Below are 22,207 nucleotides of genomic sequence, written 5' to 3' on the forward strand. Positions count from 1 at the left end.
ACGAAAGCGCGCAGTTCGGGACGCGACCACAGGCCAGGGCCGGCCGAGATCGTCGGCGCGATGGTCAGCTTGGTCAGGCGCTTGGCCGGCAGGCCGCCCGCTTGCGTCACGCGGTCCGTGCCCAGCTCGCCCACCAGCTTGAAGTTGTTGGTGAACGCGTACACAGGGCGCACGCCTACCGAGGTCCAGGTCGAGGAACCGGTGGCGTTCGACTCGTCTTTTTGCCACAGGGCGACAAATTCCATGCCGAAGTTTTCCATCGGCTGGATCGCCATGTCATTGAAGACGCGCGTGCGCTTGCGATCCGAACCGAAGGCCGTGTTGCCCGAAGCACCGAACTGGCCGTTGCCGTCGCCGCCGACACCTGGGCCGACGCCGTACTGCACGCCGAAGGTGTTGCCGCCGCCAAAGACCTTGCCTTGACGGTGGAAGGCCGACAGTTGCCAGCCGTTATGTTTCGGGCCGTAGATATCGGTGTCCTTGCCTTCTGCCGTGATGATGGTGGCGGCCAGGTCCAGGGTACCGTTGGTGTTGACGGGAATTTCGCCGTAGATGAAGTTCTGGCGCACGGCCGAACGGGTGCCAAGGATGGCGCCCGTGTTCGGATCGCGGGCATTGATGTCGTTATCCTTGAAGAAGGCATACGAGAATTTACCCGGGCCGACAGGAATGCGGTCCAGGCCGGCACCGGTACCATTCATGTTGATGTACTGCAGATCCAGCATGTGGATGTCGGGACGGTAGTAGAAACGCTTACCGACCCAGGCCGTGCCGCCGCCCAGGAAATCGAGTCCCTGTGCTTCGACGTAGGCTTTGACGATGCCCAGCTTGTTGTCGCCGAAATCGGAGTTCGGTGCGTAGGCATTGACCCAGATGGTGGCCAGGTAGTTCACGCCGCCGGACTTGGCGATGGATTTGGTGTAGCCGAATTCCGTGTAGGCGTCGCACTCATTGCCCAGACGGTATTTCATGGTGTTGCCGCCCAGGCCGAAGCAGCCTTGCGAACCGCCGTCGCCGGAGGTATTGCTGCCGGCGCCGGCGCGCAGGTAGCCGTGGAAGCCTTCGGCGTCGGATGGGTACATCGGATCGGCAATAGCGGAACCGCTGGCGATGGCCAAGACGATGGCAGCTGGCAGTGTCTTCAACACGGCCTTCAACATGGTGCGATGCAGCATGGTAAGTCTCCTCAGTAATTTGTTTTTATCTAGTCATTCGTGGCCGAATGTACTGGCCAGAATTCTTTCCAGCAGAGACATAGTAACTATACTACGAACAAATATCAACATATTATGTTGTAATCCTACGACTACTCTGCGACACTTTATTTGCGCCCGCATTTGCCGTTTTATCGCAGCGTTTTTTAACCCGCCTCCGCGGTTTCTGCGGCCGCAGGCAAGCATTTGAAAGGCGGCCCCGCATTTTTCGGCACGCGGGACGTATACGAATTAAAATCCTTGGTTTTTGCCCATAACGACAGTGCGCCGCCACGACAGCGCACGCAGACGAGACTAAGCAGCGCCATGAAAATTGATGAAAAAATGGAAGTAGCAGGCAGCGATCCGGCGGAACGCTTCAGCGACGGGCCGCGCCTGCTGGCCGACATCGGCGGCACCAATGCCCGTTTCGTGCTCGAGACCCGCCAGGGCCACCTGGAAGCCGTGGCCGTGCTGCCCTGCGACGATTACGCTTCGCTGCTCGACGCCATCACCGCCTATATGGATAGCGCCGAAGCGCGCGCCGCCGGTTCGGCGCGCGTGCGCCATGCGGCCATCGCCATCGCCAACCCCATCGACGACGACAATATCCGCATGATGAACCACCACTGGTTCTTCTCGATCGAGGCGATGCGCGCAGCGCTGGGCCTCGACACCCTGCTGGTGGTAAACGACTTCACGGCGCTGGCCATGGCCCTGCCCTATCTGCGGCCCGACCAGCGCCTGCAGATCGGCGGCGGCATGGCGCGCGCCGACAGCGTCATCGGCTTGCTCGGCTCGGGCACGGGCCTGGGCGTGTCCGGCATGATCCCGGCCGAAGACCGCTGGATCGCGCTGGGCAGCGAAGGCGGCCATGTCAGCTTCGCACCGTGCGACCAGCGCGAGATGGACGTGCTGTCCTTCGCCTGGCGCGAACTGTCGCACGTTTCGGCCGAACGCCTCGCTTCGGGACGGGGCCTGGAACTGATCTACCGCGCCCTGTCCGAGCGCGCCGGCCAGCCCGACGCCCTGCCCCTGCTGGCGGCGGAAATCACCAGCCGCGCCCTGAACAACGAATGCGACGTCTGCCTCGAGGCGGTGGACTGCTTCTGCGCCATCCTCGGCTCCATCGCCGGCAACGTCGCCATGACCCTGGGCGCGCTGGGCGGCATCTATATCGGCGGCGGCATCGTGCCGCGCCTGGGCCCCCTGTTCGAGCAGTCGCAGTTCCGCGCGCGCTTCGAACAGAAGGGCCGCCTGAATGAATACCTGGCGCAGATTCCCACCTTTCTGATCACGGCCGAACTGCCGACATTCCTTGGCATCGCCGCCATCCTGGCGCAAAAGCTCAAGCGCGCGCATTCCGGCGCGCCCGTGCTCGAATCCGTGCGCCAGGCGCGCGGGCGCATGAGCCCATCCGAATGCAAGGTGGCCGACTGGGTGCTGAAGGAACCGAACGCCATGCTGACCCTGCCGATCGCGGAAATCGCCCAGCGGGTCGGCGTGAGCCAGCCCACGGTGATGCGCTTTTGCCGCTCGATCGGCGTGCAGGGCCTGGCCGATTTCAAGCTCAAGCTGGCTTCCGGCCTGACGGGCGGCGCCATCACGGTGGCGCACTGCCACGTGGAGATATCGGATTCCGACGCGGAGCTGGCGCGCAAGGTGCTGGGCAATAACGCCTCGGCCGCGCTGGCCCTGCGCGACATGCTCGACGTGAAAGCGCTGACGACCGCCATCGAGCTGCTGCGCGGCGCGCAGCGCGTGGAGCTGCTGGCCGTGGGCAGCGCCCGCGTGGTGGCCGACGACATGCAGCACAAGCTGCTCAACCTGGGCATCGTCAGCAGCTTCTTTGCCGACCAGCAGGCACAGGAAATGAGCGCCGCCATGCTCAAACCAGGCGACGTGGCGCTGGTCATTTCCCGTTCCGGCGCCCTGCCCGAGCTGCTGCGCACCGTCAAGGTGGCGCAGGGCTGCGGCGCGCGCGTGCTGGCGATCACGGCCAGTGGCTCGCCGCTGGCCAAGCTGGCCGACGTGCTGCTGACCCTGAACCATCCGGAAGGCAACCTCAATTTCGTGCCCATGATCGTGCGCCTGCTGCAGCTGATGATGCTCGATATCCTGTCGGTGGGACTGGCGCGGCGCGACACGGCGCAGCGCACCAGCGCCGCCGAACTGGACGAAGGCCAGTTGCACGGCATGCGCATCAGCGGCAAGCTGAAATTCGGTGGCCACCTCGAATAAGGCGGCGCCAGGCGCGCCCGCCACCATCGACAGCAGCAGCGGCGCCACCGTGCACGACGTGGCGCGCGTGGCCGGCGTGTCGGCCATGACGGTGTCGCGCGTGATCAACGGGCGCGCCAGCGTCAGCGCCGCCACGCGCGGCAAGGTCGAGGCGGCGATCGCCAGCCTGCACTACCAGCCCAACCTAGCGGCCAGGGCGGCGCGCACGGGCACCCTGCGCATCGGCCTGTTATACAGCAACCCGAGCGCGGCCTTCCTCAGCGAATTCCTCGTCGGCGCCATGGACCAGTGCCGCCAGGGCGGCGGCCAGCTGCTGCTGGAACGCTGCGGCGACCTGGCCAGCCAGCGCGCCGCCATCGACTGCCTGGTGGCGGCCGGCGTGGACGGCATCCTCGTGCCGCCGCCCCTGTGCGACTCGCCGCAGGTGCTGGCGCAACTGAATCAGATGGGCATCCCCGCCATCGCCGTGGCCACAGCGCGGCCTTCGCCCGACGTGTCGGCCGTGCGCATCGACGACTACGAAGGCGCGCTGGCCATGACGCGCCACCTGATCGCCCTGGGCCACCGCGACATCGGTTTCATCGAAGGCGATCCGGAGCACACGCCCGCCCTGCTGCGCCGCCAGGCCTTCGAAGACGCCATGCGCGAGGCGGGCTTGCCCGTGCCGCCGCAGCGCGTGGCGCAAGGCTATTTTACTTACCGCTCGGGCCTCGACGCGGCACGCCAGCTGCTGGCCGCCGATCCGCGCCCCAGCGCCATCTTCGCCAGCAATGACGACATGGCGGCCGCCACCCTGGCCGTGGCGCATGGCATGGGCTTGCAGGTGCCGCAGGATATCAGCGTGTGCGGCTTCGACGACACACCCGTCGCCACCACCGTGTGGCCGGAACTGAGCACCATCCACCAGCCCATCGCCGACATGGCACGCGCCGCCGTCACCCTGGTGATCGACGAGATCCGCCAGCGCCGCGCGGGAGAAACGGCGCCCGCCACGCACCATCTGATGGCATTTACCCTGATGGCACGGGCCTCGTCGGGGCCATGGGGGCCAGCGGGCCAGCTGCAAGTCAGCCCATAAGCAGGCGGCCAGCGTTTACGCCTGCATGTCGGGCAGCTCGATTTCAGCCTTGCGCGCCGCGATCTGGCTGCTCAGGGCGTGCAAGTCGAGCTGCGCCTCGCGCGCTCTCGGAAAAATGTCTCCTTCCTCCTCCGAGACATGGTGCTCGATCTGTTCGGACAAGACCTTGACCTTGGCATCGTACAAGTCTTCGCCGGGCGCCATGGCAACGATTTGCGCGATCAATTCCTTCGCTGAAGCGTGTTCAACAATCGCTTCGTCGATCAGGTCTTCATTCTGGCGGCTGGCGTCGCGCACGGCAGGATAGAAAAGCTCCTCTTCCACCATCGCATGCTTGCTCAGTTCCTGGCAGATTTTCAAGGCCAGCTTGCGCTTGCTGACCAATGAGCGGTCGCTGAGGGTGTCATACTGGTCGAACAGCTCCCTGACGGTCTGATGATCCTGCGTCAGCAGTTCGATCGCGTCCATGTCGGGCATGCCAGCTTGTGTTGAGGAAACGGAAGCTGCCTGATGAGATTGGGTGGCCATGATGTTTTCTCCAGTTGTGCGAATGTGAACGTCAATGAGGTTCCCATTCTAGGCAGCGCCACGGGGCACACGTGTAGGAGTCTTGCTGATAACGAGGTAGGCCAAACGGGAGAGTTTGCGTCTTTCGACACAGATCAAGCCAGGCTTGAAAACCTTTTGCATTGCGCAAAAGATGTGCGCGGTACGCCAGGCGCTTTCCGGCCTGGCGCACCGCGCGGTAACGGTGTTAGCGCAGCACGGTGCGCGCGGCCAGCGACTCCACCAGTTCCACGGATGGCGGGGAGCCACCGGCGGCCAGGCAGGCGCCTGCCCCGGCAGCGACGGCGAAGCGCAGGTGCTCGCCATAGTCCGCGTCAGGCCGGTACATCAGGCTGTACAGCAAACCACCGATGCTGGCGTCGCCCGCGCCCACGGAATCGACCACCTCGATCTGCGGCGGCGCCGCCTGCCATACCTGCTCGCCCTGGTACAGGGCCGCGCCCTGCGCGCCGCAGGTGTACAGATAGGTCGCCTGCGGGTTCCAGCCGCGCAGCGTGGCGAACGCGGCATTGACGTCGCCGTGGCGGAACAGGCCCGCCAGGTCTTCATCGGACACCTTGACCACGTCGGCCAGCTGCGTCATGCGCTGCAGGGTGGCGTCGTAGCGTTCATCCATCATGACGCGGAAGTTCGGGTCATAGCTGATCTTCACGCCGGCCGCCTTGAGCTGCTGCGCCAGCGCCACCAGCTTGCCCGCCAGCGGTTCCCGCGCCAGGCTGATGCCGCCGAAATGCACCCACTGCGCCCCCTGCATCCAGCCGGCCGGCAGCTGCGCCGCGTCGAAATGCAGGTCGGCGCTGTCGTCGCCGATGAAGTAATACGTGGGCGGATGCAGTTCATGCACGATGGCCAGCAGCGGCGACTTCGCATAGCGCTGCAGGAAGCGCATGTCCAGGCCCGCCACGTCCGTCGCCTGCGCCAGCGCGTCGCCGAAGACATCGAGGCTGACACCGCCCGCAAAAGCGCTGGGCACGCCCAGGCGCGCCATCACGCGCGCCACGTTCCAGGTCGAGCCGCCCACCTGGCTGCTCCACTGGTCGCTGCCCGTGCGCAGCATGTCCGTCAGCGCTTCGCCAGCTGAAACAAAGGCCGGGAAAGCGGCGCTCATGCGGCACCGCCAATCACGTTCAGCACTTCGTAGCAGGCACCCATGGTGTGGTAGTCGGTCTTGCCGGCCGGGCTTTTCTCGTGGCTGATTTTTTGGTTCTCGGGCGTCAGGATGCGGTACCAGGCGCCGTGTTCATGGTCGACGAAGTGGCGCCAGCTGTAATCCCAGATCTTGTCATAGCTGTGCCAGTAGGCCGCGTCGCCCGTGCGCGCGGCCAGCACGGCGGCCGCCGCGAAGCTTTCCGCCTGCACCCAGAAGTATTTGTCGCCATCGCAGATTTCATCGTGCGGGCCGAAACCATAGTGGATGCCGCCATGCGTGCCATCCCATGCCTTGGCCAGGGCCGTGTCATACAATTGACGCGCGCGCGGCAGCAGCCAGTCCGACGGACCGGCCATGAACCTGGCGTGGCGCTCCATGATCAGCAGCAGCTTGGCCCATTCCGTGAAATGGCCGGGCTGGTAGCCCCACGGGCGGAAGATATTGCTCTTGTCGTGCAGGTTGTAGTCCCAGTCGATAGCCCAGTCAGGCTTGTAATGCTCCCAGATCATGCCGTCCGCCAGGCCCGCCTGGCGCACCGTGATGTTGTGCGCCAAGGTTTCTGCGCGGTGCAGGTAGCGCGCCTCGCCCGTCGCCTCGAACGCGGCCAGCATGGCTTCGCACGCATGCATGTTGGCGTTCTGGCCCCGGTAGCCATCCAGAACAGACCAGTCGGCGCTGGCCACATCCGCGTACAGGCCATGTTCGGGCAGCCAGAAGCGCTGCTCCATCAACTCGAACGTTTCGTCCAGATACGCGCGCGCTTCCGGCAAGCCTGCCTGCAGGGCATGCGCATAGGCCAGCAGCACGAAGGCCAGGCCGTAGCAGTGGTTGGCGCCGTCTTCCACCATCCTGACGCCATCTTTCCACGACAATTGCCAGGCATAGCCGCCCGTGGCCGGGTCGCGGTGCGCGTCGCGCAAAAAGGCCACGCCGTGGCGCACGGCCGCCAGATAATCGTCGCCGCCGAAGCGGCGGTACGCCATGGCGTAATTGAAGACGAAACGCGTGCTGCTGACCAGGTGGCGCGTGCTGGCGTCATACACCGTGCCATCGTCGAGGAAGAAGTGATAAAAGCCGCCGCTCGGGTCGATGGCGCGCGGATGATAGAAGCGCATGGTGTGCTGGATGTGCGCTTCGAGCATGTCCTGGGAACGGAAATCGGGATTCATGAAAGTCTCAATATTGTTATCGATAACAATGATGATAGCATGCCGCTTTCGCGCCGTCTCGGACTATCAGGGGGCTGGTGCCATGTGCAGCTTTTCGCGCCATTGCGCCGCGCGCATGGGACTGGCCTGCTGCCCCAGTTCGCCGTTTTCAAACACTTGCACCAGCCGCTGTATCGCCTCTTCGTCCCCCTGTCTGGCGGCCAGCAGATACAGCTCGAACGGCTTGGGTGCCGGACCTTGATGGGTGGAACCGCCCCGGCCCTGCTCCAGCAGGCGGGCAAAGCCCGTCTGGCCCGGCGGACTTTTCGCGATGGCCGCCAGCTCATACCAGAACAGCGACGCCGCGTCGTCCTGCGGCGCGCCCTGCCCCACTTCGAATGCATAGGCGACATTGTTCAAGCCGGACGGATCGAGCACCTTGGCCGCCTTCATGTACCAGCCGAACGCTTCCTTGCGCTGCGCGTCATCCTTGGCCGTCATCATCAGGCGATAGCCGATTTCATTGTAGGCGGGGACAAAGCCGTTTTCGGCATAGAACTTCAGCCAGTGCAGCGCGTGCGCCTGCTCTTCCGGGCTGCTGTGGATGTTTTCAAAGTGCTGGGCCAGCGTGAAGTTGGCCAGTTCCACGCCCTGTGCGGCACCCTTGCGCGACCAGTATTCGCCCAGCTTGCGGTCGACCGGCATGCCCTGTCCCAAGGTATAGGCGACGCCCAGGAAAGCCTGCGCCGGAGCATAGCCGCCTTCTGCCGATTTGCGCATCCACGCCAGGCCGGCGTCAAGGTCGCGCGGCGTGCCCTCGCCCTCGTGCAGCATCTGCGCCAGCTCCAGCTGCGCGGCACTGTCTCCTGCTTGCGCCGCCAGCCGCGCCTTGTCGAAGGCCGCGACCTTCGCCGGCGACAGATCGGCCGGGCGGTTGACCACGGCCTGCACCTTGGCGCGCATGGCATCCTGGCCGGACATGTCGAATTCCACCAGCGCCGGATGCTGGCGCGGTGCCTTGCCGGGCGCCTGCTGCGCCAGCACGGGCTGCGCCAGCGCCAGATTCAGACTCAATACAAACAGCATGATCTTCATTGCTTTTCCTTCCCGGCCAGTTCTGCGCGCCACTCGGCGGCTTCTTCGGCATTCGCCTGTTGTCCCAGCTCGCCCTTGACGTACACATCGACCATGCGCCGCATGGCAGGCACGTCGCCGCTCCACCCCGCCCGTTCGTACCAGACCAAAGCCAGCTTGTCGGACGGCGCCACGCCCAGGCCCAGTTCGTGCGCGCGGGCCAGATTGCGCATGCCGGCCGGCTCCTTTTCACGCGCCGATCGGTAAAACCAGTGGAAAGCCTCGGCGCGCTCCTGCTCATCAAGGGCGGCGCGCATCAGGTGCTCGCCCAGCGCATTGTAGGCGGGCACGAAGTGCTGCTCGTTCGCCGCCGCCTTCAGCCATGTGATGGCCAGCGCCTGCTCTTCGGCACTGCTGCGGCCATCGATGAATTCCAGCGCCAGGATGGTTTGCGCCTCCGCGTTGCCCTGCGCTGCGCCCTTGCGCAGCCAATATTCGCCCTGCACGCGGTCGACAGGCACCTTGCCGCCCAGGGTGTAGGCCACCCCCATGGCCGATTGCGCCGGCGCATAGCCGTTGTCGGCTGACTTGCGTATCCAGGCCATCGACTGCGCCGTATCTTGCTGCGCGCCGACGCCCAGCTGCAGCATGCGCGCCAGTTCCAGCTGCGCCTCGGCGTCCCCCGTTTCCGCCAGCCGCCGCGTCTCGGCAAATTCGGCGATACTTTCCGGGCTGCTGGACGACGCCTCCGCCCTGGCCTGGATGGCGAGCAGCTGCAGGTCGAGCAAGGTGGGCGGAGTTTGCGCCAAGGCGGGCAGCGGCAGGAGAAAGGGCAGCAGACAGAGTAATTGCTTGGGCATGCGACAGTGTCGGAAAGAGGAAAACACGCATGGTAGCCGATGCCGCGCCCGGCAGGCGCGCACTGCACGGGAAGTTTGACAGGGCACCCCGGCGGGCTTACATTGCACGGAGCCACCACTGACACAGGAATACCATGAATCATCTATCGAAAACCGCCCTCACCTTGCTCGTTGCCTTCGCCGCAAGCGGAGCGGCCAGCGCCGCCGACACCCAATTGACGGGCTGCGCCGCCAAGCGCGAAAGCATCCGCAGCGAGTTGCGCCAGGCGCAGGAACAGGGCCTGAGCGACAAGGTTGCGGGCCTGACGCGCGCGCTTGACGAAGTCAATGCGCACTGCCGCGACAGCAGCCTGGTCGAGCGCCACAACAAGAAGATCGTCAAGGCGCAGGCCAAGGTAAACCAGACGGAGCGTTCGCTGCGCCTGGCCCAGGAAGCAAACAAAGAGCCGAAGAAGATCGCCAAGCTGGAAGGCAAGCTGGAAAAAGCCAAGGCGGAACTGGCGGCCCTGCAGGCGCAGCAGCCCTGACACCTGAGCAAACCTGCTGCGCGCCGCGCCGTGCGGCCGGCGATGCGCGCCGTGCTGGATCACAGGCGCGCTTCCTGGCCGCAAATCATCGCCGCTCGCTACGGTTTTGTCAGGTGTTCCACGCCTTATTCTTTCCCCAGCATCTGATAAATACTGGAAAAATCCAGCGCCCCTGCCCCCGCCTTGCTGTGCAAGCTGTATAAATTGCGCGACAGGGCGCCCAGCGGTACGCTCGCTCCGCTGGCCAGCGCGCTTTCCACGGCCAGGCCAAGGTCTTTCAGCATCAGGTCGACGCCGAAGCCCCCGGTGTAGCCGCGCGACGCGGGCACGTTCTCGGCCACGCCGGGGCACGGGTTGTACACTTCCAGGGTCCAGTTGCGGCCCGAGCTTTTTGCCATCACGTCCGACACCACTTGCGGGTCCAGGCCATTGGCCACGCCCAGGCGTATGGCTTCGCTGGTGCCGATCATCAAAATCCCCAGCAGCATGTTGTTGCAGATCTTGACCGTCTGGCCGCAGCCCGCGCCGCCCGCATGGAAAATGGCCTTGCCCATGACCTCCAGGTAGGGCCGCGCCGCCGCCAGCGCGGATGCTTCGCCGCCCACCATGAAGGTCAGGGTGCCGTTGGTGGCGCCCGCCGTGCCGCCCGAGACGGGGGCGTCCAGCATGGGCATGCCCTTCTCCTGCGCCGCGCGGGCCACCTGGCGCGCCGCCTCGGTGGAAATCGTCGAGCAGTCGATCAACAGGGTGCCGGGCCGCGCCTGCGCCAGGATGCCCGCGTCTCCAAGGTACGCACCGAGAACATGGCGGCTGGCCGGCAGCATGGTGATGACGATATCGGCGGCCTGGATCGCCGCCGCCTGGTCATCGGATACGAGGCCGCCGCCATCGGCGAACTGCCGCACGCTGGCTGGCAGCAGGTCAAAGCCCGTGACGGCGTGGCCGGCCCGCACCAGGTTTTGCGCCATGGGCAGCCCCATGTTGCCCAGGCCGATGAAAACGATGTTGGTACCCATGACCTCCCCCTTACTTCATCGAGATGGTGGTATTGACGCCGCTGCCGCCATCGTCCGGGGCGAACCAGCGCGCCGTGACGGTCTTGGTCTGGGTCCAGAAGTACAGCGCCTGCTTGCCGTTCGGGCCAAGGTCGCCCAGCTTCGAGGCGCGCGAACCCGTAAAGCTGAAATAGGCGACGGGCACGGGAATGGCCACGTTGATGCCCACCTGGCCAACGTCGATCTCGTTCTGGAACTTGCGCCCGGCCCAGCCGGACGAGGTGAAGATCGAGGTGCCATTGCCATTCGGATTGGCGTTGATGAAGGCGATGGCCTGGTCCAGCGTGTCCGTCTCGACCACGCACATGGCGGGACCGAAGATTTCCTGCGTGTAGACGGAGTTCGACGCCTGCACCTTGGAGAAGATCGTCGGCCCCATGAAGTTGCCGCCCTCATAGCCTGCCACCTTGTGGCCACGGCCATCGAGCAGCAGCTGCGCGCCTTCGTCCACGCCCGCCTGGATCAGTTTTTCCGCACGCTGCATGGCCGCTTTCGAGACCATCGGACCCAGATCCGCCTCGCGGTCGCTGCCCGGCCCCACTTTCAGGGCCTGCGAGCGGGCGACGATTTCCGGCAGCCAGGAACGCGCCTCGCCCACCAGCACCACGACGGAATTGGCCATGCAGCGCTGGCCGGCCGCGCCGAACGCGGCGCCGATCAGGTTATTGATCGCCTGTTCCTTGTTGGCGTCGGCCAGCACCACGCAATGGTTTTTCGCGCCCATCATCGATTGCGCGCGCTTGCCCGATTCGCTGGCGCGGCGGTACACATGCGTGCCGACGTGCGTCGAACCGATGAAAGAGACGGCCTTGATGTCGGGATGGTCGCACAGCATGTTGACGACGTCGGCGCCGCCATGCACGACGTTCAAGACGCCGGCCGGCAAGCCCGCCTGGTACATCAGTTCGACCAGGTACATCGACGAGGAAGGGTCCTGCTCCGACGGTTTCAGTACAAACGTATTCCCGCAGGCGATGGCGATCGGGAACATGAAGCACGGCAGCATGACGGGAAAGTTGAAGGCCGTGATGCCGGCGCCCACGCCCAGCGGCTGGTAGATGTTGTAGACATCGACGCCGGTGGCCGCGTTTTCCGCGATTTCGCCCAGCTGCAGGGTGGCGATCGAGCACGCGTGCTCCACCACTTCCAGGCCGCGCATCACCTCCCCTTCCGCGTCGGGCAGGGTCTTGCCGTGCTCGCGCGTGATCAGCTCGGCCAGGGCACCGATGTTTTCGCGGATCAGGTGCTGGTACTTGAGCATGATGCGCATGCGCGCGGCCAGCGGCGTATTGCGCCAGGTCTTGAACGCTTCCTTGGCCGTGGCGACGGCCAGGTTGACTTCGTCCGGCGTGGAAAACGGCACCTTGGCGACGATTTCCTGCGTCGCCGGATTGATGACGTCGCGCCATTCGCTGCTCGATGAAGCGTGGTGCTTGCCGGCGATGTGCAGGGGGATGGCGGGGATTTGGGTGAGGGCTTGGTTCATGGTTGAGGCTCCGGGTGTGCGATGTTCATAGGACTCGACGGAGCAGCGGTGTACTGGGGTCAAGCCCGCCGGGGGAATTCCTCCCAGTGGGGGAAATTCCGATTCCGAAGGAACTGACCCCGGCCTTATGCTGCTCCGTCAATAGACTAAAATTACTTTTTAACCAAATTGCAAGCCGCCGCATCCATCGGCTTGAACGCCTGGTCGGCGGGGATGGTCGACAGCACTTTCAGGTAGTCCCACGCGCCCTTCGATTCGGCCGGGGTTTTCACCTGCACCAGGTACATGTCGTGGATGACGCGGCCATCGGGGCGGATCGAGGCGTTGTTCATGACGGCATCCTTGATCGGCAGTTCGCGCATTTTCTGGGCGACGATTTTCGAATCGTCGCTTTTCGCCGCCGCCACCGATTTCAGGTAGTGGTAGACGCTGGAATACACGCCCGCCTGCACCATGGTCGGTTTGGCGCCCTTGTTGAGCGCCTCGAAACGCTTGGCGAACGCGCGGCTGCGGTCGTCGTAATCCCAGTAAAAGCCGTCCGCGTAGACCAGGCCCTGGGCCGTGTCCAGGCCCAGCGCGTGCACGTCGGACAGGAACACCAGCAAGGCGGCCAGGCGCTGGTCCTTGCCGCTGCCGATGCGAAATTCGCGCGCCTGCTTGATGGCCGACACTGTGTCCGCGCCGCCGTTGGCCAGGCCGATCACCTGCGCTTTCGAGCCTTGCGCCTGCACCAGGAAGGACGAGAAATCCGAGGCGTTCAGCGGATGGCGCACGGCGCCCAGCACCGTGCCGCCATTGCGCTTGACGACGTCGCTGGCGTCTTTTTCCAGCGAGTGGCCGAACGCGTAATCAACGGTGACGAAGTACCAGGATTTCTGCCCCAGCTTGGTCAGCGCCGCCGCCGTGCCGGCCGCCTGCGAATACGTGTCGAACATCCAGTGGAAGCCGTTCGGCGAGCAGTCTTCATTGGTCAGGCGCCCCGTGGCGGGGCCGCTGAACATGGCGATGCCGCCCTTCTCTTTCATCAGCTTTTGCACGGACAGGGCTACCGAGGAATTGGTCAGGTCGGCGATGGCGTCGACCTTGTCGCGGTCTATCCATTCGCGCGCCTTGGAGGCGGCGATATCGGCCTTGTTCAAATGGTCGGCCGAGAGGATCTCGATCTTCATGCCCTTGCATTCGGCTTTTAAACAATCCTCGACGCCATCTGGCTGGCAACGACGGAGCCGCGCCCGCCCATGGCCGAATACGGGCCGGACATGTCGGTCAGGATACCGACCTTGACAACGCCATCGGAAATCTGCGCCTGCGCGCCAAAGGACAGGGTGAGCGCCAGCGCGCCCATGGCCAGAACGGTCTTTTTCATGCAGTGTCTCCTGAGGGGTAAGGGTTTTTCTTATATGTTTATCTGCATTCTGCATGTGTAAAAATATGCACTCAAGTGAAATTAATGCATAATTCCTTTGCAAATATGCACAAGGAGATGAAAGTGCTCGATTGGGACAATGTACGGGTCTTCCTGGAACTGACGCGCAGCGCCGGCCTCGTCGATGCGGCGAAAAAGCTGGGCATCGACCATTCCACCGTGTCGCGGCGCATGCGCAAGTTCGAGGAGCAGGTGGGCACGCAGCTGTTCGACCGCAATTACGTGGGCTACCAGCTGACGCCGGAAGGCCACCGCCTGATGGAATACGCGGAAAGCATGGAAAGCACGGTGTTCGCCGCCACCGAGGAGCTGGGCGAACACAACCGGCTGCTGTCGGGCCAGGTGCGCCTGGGCGCCACGGAAGGCTTTGGCGCCGTCGTGCTGGCGCCGCACCTGGCGCAGTTTTGCGGCCGCTATCCGCACATCAGCGTCGACCTGATCGCCGTGCCCCGTTTCGTCAGCCTGTCCAAGCGCGAAGCGGACGTGGCCATTTCCATCGAGCGGCCGCTGTCCGGCCCGTATGTGGTGACGAAACTGTCCGACTACCGGCTGAAACTGTACGCCACGCCCGCCTACCTGGCGCGCCATGCGCCGATCACGAGCCTGGCGCAACTGGCGCAGCACCCCATCATCGGCTATGTGGACGACCTGGTCTTCAGCGCCGAGCTGCGCTACATGGACAACGTGGCGCCCGACTCGCTGCGTGCGTTCCGCAGCACCAGCGTGATTGCCCAGTACCACGCGGCGCGCGCGGGCCTGATGGAAGGGGCGGGCGCGCCGTCGGGCAGCATCAACATGATACGCAAGCGCCCCACGGCCACGCCCTTGCTGAACCTGTCCGCCCACCTGGGCAGCTGGAAAGACAGGCAATTGACGGTGGACGCCAGCAATGCCCTGAACGAATCGGGCAGCGTGCGGGGGCGTGTGGCGGCCAGCTGGCGCGACAGCGACAGTTTTGTCGACGTGGTCAATAACAAAAACAGCACCGTGTATGCGATCGTGGAAGCGGACCTGACGCCGTCAACCACGGCCGGCATCGGCTTTTCGCGCCAGCACAGCCGCACGGACGGCGTGTTTGTCGGCTTGCCGACCTTTGCCGACGGCCGGCACATGGACTTGCCCCGCTCGACTTTCCTGAACAACGCCGATTCCTTCCAGAAGCGCGACAACAATGTCGTCTTTGCCGACCTGGAAACCCGCCTGGAGAAGGGCTGGCGCAGCCGCTTCGCCATCACGCGCATCGATGCTTCCTCGTCGACGCGCAACACCACCAACAGCCGCATCGATGGCGAAACCTACCGCTTCAGCCAGTCGGAAACGGGCTGGAAATACAGCACCGAACAAGTGGTGGCGGACTGGCGCCTCAGCGGTCCTGTCAACTGGTTCGGCCGCCAGCACGATGTCATCGTCGGCGCCAGCTATCGCCACGACGATTCGGACGCGGGCCAGAGCTGGGAGGGTGCCGAGACGCGCGTGATCGACATCCGCAACTGGAATCCCCATGCCTACGCCATGCGCGGCACGGCCTTCGAGCCGTACAACTGGGGGCGCAAGACGGAAGAGAAGGGCATATATGCGGCTGGCAATTTCAGCCTGGCCGACCCGCTGCACCTGGTGCTGGGCGGGCGCTTCGGCTGGTATGCGCAGGATGTCACGGGCTGGTACTCCACCAATCCCGCGTGGCGCCGTGGCCTGACGGAAAACGCGAAGTTCACGCCGTATGCGGGCCTCGTCTATGATGTCGACCAGCAGCATTCCGTGTATGCGAGCGGCACGCAGATTTTCGAGCCGCAAAGCTCGCTCGATGTGGGCGGCAACACCTTGCCGCCGCTGAGCGGCACGAATCTGGAAGTGGGCGTCAAGGGCGAGTATTTCGGCGGCAGGCTCAATGCCAGCGGCGCCTTGTTCCGCATCAAGCAAAACAACCGCGCCATGGCCGATGAGCAAAATTGCCCCACGGGCGGCGCCATCTATTGCGCCCGCGCGGCTGGCCAGGTGAAAAGCGAGGGCATCGATTTGCAGGTGTCCGGTTCGCCGCTGCCGGGCTGGCAGATTTCCGGCGGCTATACCTATGTGCTGGCCAAGTACACGCAGGATAGCGTGGCGGCAAATATCGGCCAGCGCATCGCCACCGACGAACCGAAGCAGCTGTTCAAGCTGATGACGAATGTGCAGCTGAGCGGCAGCCTGGCGCAGTGGAACGTGGGCGGCGCCGTGTACGCGCAGGATAAAATCTACCGGCGCGACACGGGCTACCTGACGCAGCAGGGCGGCTACGCGACCGTCGGCCTGACGGCAGGCTACCGCCTCAGCGAACAGGTGCAACTGCGCGTAAATGTGGACAACTTGCTCGACCGCCGCTACTACCAGGGCCTCGGCTATTCCTGGTCGGGCGGGCTGGAACGCTACGGTGCGCCGCGCAGCGTGCTGTTCTCGCTCAATTACAAGATGTAGGGCTGCGGGCAAGCCCGCTCTAGCGGAGCGCGCCCCGGGCGGCGCCTCTGCTACACTGCCGCCGTCTCCACTTTTTCACTGTTGCCATGTCCGCGATACCTGTTCTGACGCCCCTGAAAAACGCTTTCCAGCAATCGCGCAGCGAGAATAATATCGAGCTGATCCTGCCCGAACTGCTGGCCGCGCAATTGCACGTCGTCATCGGCGGCCAAAGCGAGCAGATCGACCTGTTCCTCGTGCCTTCGCCCAATCCCGAGCGCCGTTGCGTGACGGTGGCGGAAGACCCGGCCTTTTTGGCCGGCATCGCGTTTCCGAAGATTCCCGTGACGGGCGCGCAATTGCTCGCTTCGATTCCCGACGAGATTGAAATCGTCATCCTGCATGGCGATGGCGCCAACTACCTGACGCGCGAGCAGCTGGCATGGTTCCGCCGCATGCTCGCTGCCAGCGCTTGAGCGGGGCGCCAGCGCGCAAGCTGAAGCCGGCGCGCGCCGAATGGATACGCTTTGCGCCCGCCGATGAGGCTGCGGCCGACGCGGCCCTGCTGGAAAATGCCCGTCCCGTGCTATGGCGCAGCCTGCTGCTGGGTGGCTGCGCGCTGATCCTGGGGTTTGTCGGGCAAGCCGTCTGGCGCGACGTGGCGTATGCGGGCGATGCCGTGCTGCTGGGACCTATGGCGCTGGCGGCCTGGATCACCGGCCTGTTCCTGTTGCCGGGCCGCGCTTTGCTCTTTCATGTGGAACTCAATGATGCGGGCCTGCAGCTGCGGCGCCAGGCGCGGCGCTTGCCGGGCTGGGACAGGACGGTGCAGCTGGACCTGGCGCAACTGCAGCGGCTGGATATCGTCAGCCATGCGGGCGCATTCACCGTCTACCGGGGTTCGCCGCCGATGGCGCGCATGGAGCTGCTGCTGCATACCAGCTTGCCGGACTATCCGCTGATCCGCGTGGTGGGCATGGACTTGCCCGTGCCGCAGCGCTGGTCATTGCGGCAGATCAAGGATGAACTCATCCGTCGCTGCAAGCTTGCCGGTATTGCCGTCAGCGCGACGGCCGGGCGGCACAGCCAGCCGAGCGATGCCATCCGTGCAAGCTGGCCACGGGCGCAGTGACTTTGCTATGATGCAGGCACACTGGCCCGGTGAGCGCCGGTGAAAAGGACTTCACCATGAACAGTTTCTTGCGCCGCTACTTCCCGCAGGCTTGCACGCTGCTAGCCTGCGCCGCCTTGTCCCTGCCGGCCAGTGCCGCCGACCCCACGCTGGAAGCGACCATCGTGGCGCTCGATGCCAAGGCTTTCGATGCCTTCAATCACTGTGGCGAAGCGGGCCGCCTGCAGGAGCACGCGACCTACTTTGCCCCGGACGTGGAGTTTTACCACGACCAGGGCGGCGTCACGTGGAACCGCGAGGCCATGCTGGCGAACACGCAAAAACATGTGTGCGGCAAATTTCGCCGCGAAATCGTTGCCGGCTCACAGCGCGTCTACCCGATCCAGGGCTTTGGCGCCATCGAGCAGGGTTCGCACCGTTTTTGCCAGTTCGCCACGGGCAGTTGCGACGGCCTGGCCGATTTCACCATCATCTGGAAGCAAAGCCCGGCAGGCTGGCAAATGACCCGCGTGCTCAGCTACGGCCACCGCGCCAATCAATAAGTGATGACCGGGCAACCGTTGCCGGCGCTGTCGCTGCGCGGCGTCGACGCCGCCAACATCGACGCCGTGCGCGCGCTGGCGCCGCATGCGGCGCAGCAGCGTTTCATCGCCAGCAATGCCGAGTCGCTGGTGCTGGCCGCCGAACATCCGCACATGCATGCGCGCGCCATTTATGTGGAGGAGGTGCTGGCCGGCTTCGCCCTGTATGCAGGGCCTGGCCCGGCGGGCCGGCAGGATACCCATGTGCTGTACCGGCTGATGCTGGCCGCCGGCTGGCAGGGGCGCGGCCACGGCCGCCGCGCGCTGGCGCTGCTGCTGGACGAGATGCGCGCCCGGGGCGCGGCCCGCGTGGCGCTGTACTATGCGCCGGACAATCTGGCGGCGCGGCAGTTGTATGCGTCCGCCGGCTTTGCCGAGACGGGCATCGACGCGGATGGCGAAATGATGGCCGTGCGCGCGCCGGCCTGACGGCGCCAGGGCAGGGGCGGCGGATGACTGTCGCCGTATGGCCGCAAAAAGTGTATTTCCTAATAATTGTATTGCTGAAGTCCTATGAATATTTTCGTAAAGCAACTATACTCATGGCTCTTTAAGAAATCATCGTCACGCTGGCGGCCAGCTATCCGCGCCAGAGTTCGCACGCATTCCGCTCTTTCCCTCTGAAAGCGCACCTTTTCCCCCGCGCGGCAGGCGTGGGCGTGATGACCTAGCCTTGCCCGGGTCGACCCGTACCGTTGTCTTTTTCGCTGTGTTGCCGCTTTGCTCAAAGTGCGGTGCCTGCGCGCGCGGTACGCTGTCTGTTTTTGCGACGTTGCGTTTCAACTTACTTATGTCACGACAGTATGCTTAGTTCCATGTTTGCCGCCCCTGGCGATACGCTGCCCTATATCTATGGCACGCATAACTACTGGCTGGTGCTGTTTTCCATCGGCATCGCCATCTTTGCCTCGTTCATGGCCCTGCAGATCGCCGGCATGGCGCGCAGCAGCGAGCGTGGCTTCCAGCGCCAGACGGCCATCATCACGGGCGCCATCGCGCTGGGCGGCGGCATCTGGTCGATGCACTTCATCGGCATGCTGGCCTTCGACATCTGCACGCGCGTCTCCTTCGATCCCAGCCTGACCCTGCTGTCCATGCTGCCCGGCGTGGCCGCGTCGTGGGTGGCGCTGCACTTGCTGGCACGCCCGAGCATCAGCTGGCGCCAGCTGGTGGTGGGCGGCGTGCTGGTCGGCGTGGGCATCGGTTCCATGCATTACAGCGGCATGGCCGCCATGCAAACCTCGCTGGCCCTGCATTATGAGCCGTGGCTGTTTGCGCTGTCGCTGCTGGTGGCCGTCGCCATGGCCATGCTGGCGCTGTGGATACGCTTTGGCCTGCACGCCATGCGCCAGCGCCTCAATCCCGTCGCGTCCTTGCTGGTCAGCAGCGTGGTGATGGGCCTGGCCATCTCCGGCATGCACTACACGGGCATGCTGGCGGCGCGTTTTTCCGGCACGCCAGCCTTGGGCGACAACACGATCACCGTGCAGGCGTCGTTCGTGGCGCTGGCCGTGGCCCTGATCACCGTCACCCTGACCGTTTTCGTCGCCGCCGCGAACGGCTTGCTGCGCTACCGCCAGCTGCTGCGCCATGCCAGCGCCAGCGAGTCGCGCCTGCGCGCCATCGTCGACACGGCCGCCGATGGCCTGGTCACCATCGATGGCCAGGGCAAGGTGCGTTCCTTCAATCCGGCCGCCGAAACGCTGTTTGGCTGGAGCGAAGCGGAGATCGTGGGCCGCGACGCCAGCATACTGCTGCAGCCGGCCGACGCGAGCCAGTACCAGGGCTACCTGCGCGACTACCTGGAAACGGGCGCGTCGCGCATCCTCGACAGCGGAAGGGAGCTGGAAGGGCGCCACCGCGATGGCGGCGTGCTGCCCATGCGCGTGGCGATCGGCAAGATCGATATGCCGGGCCAGTCCCTGTTCGTGGCCTTCGTCACGGACATGCGCTCGTCGCGCAACATGGAGCAGGCGCTCAAGGACAGCGAACGCCAGTACCGCACCCTGATCCGCAACATTCCCGGCGTCTCTTTCCACTGCAGCTTTGCACCCGAGTGGCAGATGATTTTCATCAGCGACGCCGTCTTCAACCTGACGGGGTGGATGCCGCAGGACTTCATCGAAGGGCGCGTCAGGCTGTTCGACCTGGTGCATCCGGACGACCGCCAGCGCGTCAACGACACCTGCGTGCAGGCGGCCAATGACAAGCGCGACTTCGAGAACGTCTACCGCATGCTGCACCGCGACGGGCGCGAACGCTGGGTGCGCGAGAGCAGCGGCCCGGTGCTGGACAACGACGGCGTGGTGCGCTGGATCGACGGCGTCATCCTGGACATCACGGAAAGCGAATTGCGCAATGCCGAATACGAAGGCAAGGTGACGGCCATTTCGCGCGCGCTGGCCGTCTGCGAATTCGACTTGCAGGGCCGCATACTGACGGCCAACCAGAACTTCCTCGACCTGGTCGGCTACCAGCTCGATGACGTGCTGGGCCTGCACCACAGCGTCTTTTGCGAACCGGACTATGTAACCTCGCCCGCCTACGCGGCATTCTGGCAGCAGCTGGCGCAGGGCGAGTTCGACGCGGCCGAATACAAGCGCATCGGCAAGCATGGCAAGGAAGTGTGGATACAGGCGTCGTACAACCCGATCTTCAACACGGACGGCAAGCCGTTCAAGGTGGTGAAATTTGCCACCGACGTGAGCGAGCGCCGCGCCATGCAGGAAAACCTGCGCGCGGCGAAAGACCGCGCCGAACTGGCAGCCGAATCGAAGACCAGCTTCCTGGCCAACATGAGCCATGAAATCCGCACCCCGATGAACGCCATCATCGGCTTCACGGAAGTGCTGCTGGGTACCGCCCTGGACAGCCTGCAGCGCCGCCACCTGGGCACGGTGCGCCAGTCGGCGCGCTCGCTGCTGGAACTGCTCAACGACATCCTCGACACGGCCAAGCTGGAAAAGGGGGCCACCGAGCTGGAACTGGTGGACTTTTCGCTGCCGGACCTGGTCGACCATGTGGCCGCGTCGCTGCGCATCACGGCGCACGCGCGCGACCTGGTGCTGCATGTGGATATCGACCCGGGCATGGGGCAGTTCTTCCTCGGCGACGCGCGCCGGGTGCAGCAGGTGCTGACCAATCTGATCGGCAACGCCGTCAAGTTCACGGAAGTGGGCCACGTGCGCGTGGCCGTCGACATGCAGGGCGAGCAGGTGCACATCGCCGTGCACGACACGGGCATCGGCATTCCCGCCGACCGCCTCGACAAGATCTTCGCCCCCTTCACGCAGGCTGATTCGTCGATGAGCCGCCGCTTTGGCGGCACGGGCCTGGGCACGACGATCTCGCTGCAGCTGGTCGAACTGATGAACGGCACCATCACGGTGGAAAGCACCCTGGGCGTGGGCAGCGTGTTCCACGTGCTGCTGCCGCTGGCGCCGGGCAAGGCCGTGGCGCGCCGCAGCGAGCAGCCCGTGGTGGCCTTGCCGCCGCTGCGCATCCTGGCGGCCGACGACGTGCCGCAGAATGTGGAGCTGCTCCTGATCAGCCTGGGCGCGGCTGGCCACCAGGTGATCACCGCCGGCGATGGCGAGAGCGCCGTGCGCGAATTTGCCAAGGGCAGTTTCGATATCGTCCTGATGGACGTGCAAATGCCGCGCATGGACGGCCTGGAAGCGGCGCGCCTGATCCGCGTGCACGAGCGCGAACAGGGCCTGAAGGCGACGCCCATCATCGCCCTGACGGCCAGCGTGCTGGAGCAGGACCGGCGCGCCGCGCAGACGGCCGGCATGAACGGCTTTGCCTCGAAGCCGCTGGAAATGCACAAGCTGACGGCGGAAATCGCGCGCCTGCTCGATATCGCCGTCGCCATGCCGCCGCCGGCGTCGGGCGCGGCGGCAAGAGCCGCATCTGGCCAGGTTGACTGGCAGCGCGGCATCGCCCTGTGGGGCGGGCGCGAGGCCCTGCAGCGCTCCATCGGACGCTTCGTGCAGGCGAATGGCGATTGCGCCGCCATGCTGGCCGCCGAACTGGAACGGGGCGGCAGCAGCGTGGCCGGTCATCTGCTGCACCGTATCAAGGGCGCGGCCGGCAACCTGTGCCTGGTGCAGGTCGAAAGCCTGCTGGGACGCATCGAGCAAGCCATCGCCCGCCAGCTGTCCGTGGCCGAACTGCTGGTGCAGCTGGCGGCCGCGTTTGTGGCGCTGGCCGCCGAACTGGAAGAGGCGGGCCACGCGCCTTTGGCGCAGGCCAGC

At 64.9% G+C, this 22,207-nt stretch carries 17 protein-coding genes and 2 pseudogenes; 10 read left to right on the forward strand and 9 right to left on the reverse strand.

Annotation, left to right across the window (positions count from 1 at the left end; genetic code table 11):
• Positions 1 to 1,175 (reverse strand): carbohydrate porin (locus JaAD80_RS10185; RefSeq protein WP_102294064.1); only part of this gene is annotated, 1,175 nt, incomplete at its 3' end.
• A 345-nt stretch (positions 1,176 to 1,520) separates the two neighbouring features.
• On the opposite strand from JaAD80_RS10185, the gene JaAD80_RS10190 reads away from it, so the two are divergent.
• Complete coding sequence (locus JaAD80_RS10190) at positions 1,521 to 3,434, forward strand: glucokinase (protein ID WP_102294065.1); 1,914 nt, start codon at positions 1,521 to 1,523, stop codon at positions 3,432 to 3,434.
• Positions 3,418 to 4,512, forward strand: coding sequence for a LacI family DNA-binding transcriptional regulator (locus JaAD80_RS10195; protein WP_102294066.1), 1,095 nt, complete (start codon positions 3,418 to 3,420; stop codon positions 4,510 to 4,512). Before JaAD80_RS10190 ends, JaAD80_RS10195 begins: the two co-directional genes overlap by 17 nt.
• Before the next feature lie 15 nt (positions 4,513 to 4,527).
• Here the strand turns inward: JaAD80_RS10195 and JaAD80_RS10200 are convergent, their stop codons facing one another.
• The 5 genes from JaAD80_RS10200 to JaAD80_RS10220 form a co-directional block, all read right to left on the reverse strand.
• On the reverse strand, positions 4,528 to 4,980 hold the full coding sequence (locus JaAD80_RS10200; RefSeq protein ID WP_102294076.1) for a hemerythrin domain-containing protein: 453 nt from the start codon (positions 4,978 to 4,980) through the stop codon (positions 4,528 to 4,530).
• 286 nt (positions 4,981 to 5,266) lie between these two features.
• On the reverse strand, positions 5,267 to 6,187 hold the full coding sequence (locus JaAD80_RS10205; protein WP_102294067.1) for a carbohydrate kinase: 921 nt from the start codon (positions 6,185 to 6,187) through the stop codon (positions 5,267 to 5,269).
• Complete coding sequence (locus tag JaAD80_RS10210; RefSeq protein WP_180979366.1) at positions 6,184 to 7,398, reverse strand: AGE family epimerase/isomerase; 1,215 nt, start codon at positions 7,396 to 7,398, stop codon at positions 6,184 to 6,186. The genes JaAD80_RS10205 and JaAD80_RS10210 overlap by 4 nt, the downstream gene beginning before the upstream one ends.
• Positions 7,399 to 7,464: 66 nt before the next feature.
• Positions 7,465 to 8,472: a tetratricopeptide repeat protein gene (locus JaAD80_RS10215; RefSeq protein WP_102294068.1), complete on the reverse strand. Its 1,008-nt coding sequence runs from the start codon at positions 8,470 to 8,472 to the stop codon at positions 7,465 to 7,467.
• A complete protein-coding gene (locus JaAD80_RS10220) occupies positions 8,469 to 9,311 on the reverse strand; it encodes a tetratricopeptide repeat protein (RefSeq protein WP_102294069.1) in 843 nt (280 codons plus the stop codon). Before JaAD80_RS10220 ends, JaAD80_RS10215 begins: the two co-directional genes overlap by 4 nt.
• Before the next feature lie 134 nt (positions 9,312 to 9,445).
• On the opposite strand from JaAD80_RS10220, the gene JaAD80_RS10225 reads away from it, so the two are divergent.
• Positions 9,446 to 9,838, forward strand: coding sequence for a DUF1090 domain-containing protein (locus tag JaAD80_RS10225; RefSeq protein WP_102294070.1), 393 nt, complete (start codon positions 9,446 to 9,448; stop codon positions 9,836 to 9,838).
• 125 nt (positions 9,839 to 9,963) lie between these two features.
• Here the strand turns inward: JaAD80_RS10225 and mmsB are convergent, their stop codons facing one another.
• The 3 genes and pseudogenes from mmsB to JaAD80_RS10240 form a co-directional block, all read right to left on the reverse strand.
• On the reverse strand, positions 9,964 to 10,854 hold the full coding sequence (mmsB, locus tag JaAD80_RS10230) for a 3-hydroxyisobutyrate dehydrogenase (RefSeq protein ID WP_102294071.1): 891 nt from the start codon (positions 10,852 to 10,854) through the stop codon (positions 9,964 to 9,966).
• A 10-nt stretch (positions 10,855 to 10,864) separates the two neighbouring features.
• A complete protein-coding gene (locus JaAD80_RS10235; RefSeq protein ID WP_102294072.1) occupies positions 10,865 to 12,379 on the reverse strand; it encodes a CoA-acylating methylmalonate-semialdehyde dehydrogenase in 1,515 nt (504 codons plus the stop codon).
• 152 nt (positions 12,380 to 12,531) lie between these two features.
• Positions 12,532 to 13,745 (reverse strand): annotated as a pseudogene (locus JaAD80_RS10240) (ABC transporter substrate-binding protein).
• Between the two features lie 123 nt (positions 13,746 to 13,868).
• Between JaAD80_RS10240 and JaAD80_RS31855 the strand changes: the two are divergent.
• The 7 genes and pseudogenes from JaAD80_RS31855 to JaAD80_RS10270 form a co-directional block, all read left to right on the forward strand.
• A pseudogene (locus JaAD80_RS31855) lies at positions 13,869 to 14,561 on the forward strand (LysR family transcriptional regulator); the annotation flags it as partial.
• A 3-nt stretch (positions 14,562 to 14,564) separates the two neighbouring features.
• A complete protein-coding gene (locus JaAD80_RS10245; RefSeq protein WP_308410580.1) occupies positions 14,565 to 16,259 on the forward strand; it encodes a TonB-dependent siderophore receptor in 1,695 nt (564 codons plus the stop codon).
• 86 nt (positions 16,260 to 16,345) lie between these two features.
• Positions 16,346 to 16,714, forward strand: a complete 369-nt coding sequence (locus JaAD80_RS10250) for a hypothetical protein (protein ID WP_102294073.1) — start codon at positions 16,346 to 16,348, stop codon at positions 16,712 to 16,714.
• Complete coding sequence (locus JaAD80_RS10255; protein WP_102294074.1) at positions 16,711 to 17,370, forward strand: hypothetical protein; 660 nt, start codon at positions 16,711 to 16,713, stop codon at positions 17,368 to 17,370. Before JaAD80_RS10250 ends, JaAD80_RS10255 begins: the two co-directional genes overlap by 4 nt.
• A gap of 56 nt (positions 17,371 to 17,426) precedes the next feature.
• The gene (locus JaAD80_RS10260) at positions 17,427 to 17,912 is read left to right on the forward strand and encodes a nuclear transport factor 2 family protein (RefSeq protein WP_102294079.1); all 486 of its coding nucleotides are present in this window, start codon (positions 17,427 to 17,429) and stop codon (positions 17,910 to 17,912) included.
• 3 nt (positions 17,913 to 17,915) lie between these two features.
• Positions 17,916 to 18,380: an N-acetyltransferase gene (locus tag JaAD80_RS10265; protein WP_102294075.1), complete on the forward strand. Its 465-nt coding sequence runs from the start codon at positions 17,916 to 17,918 to the stop codon at positions 18,378 to 18,380.
• A 374-nt stretch (positions 18,381 to 18,754) separates the two neighbouring features.
• A partial coding sequence (locus tag JaAD80_RS10270) for a PAS domain S-box protein (protein WP_102294080.1) occupies positions 18,755 to 22,207 on the forward strand: 3,453 nt, incomplete at its 3' end.

The organism is Janthinobacterium sp. AD80 (genome assembly GCF_002878455.1).
Classification (GTDB): Bacteria; Pseudomonadota; Gammaproteobacteria; order Burkholderiales; family Burkholderiaceae_D; genus Janthinobacterium.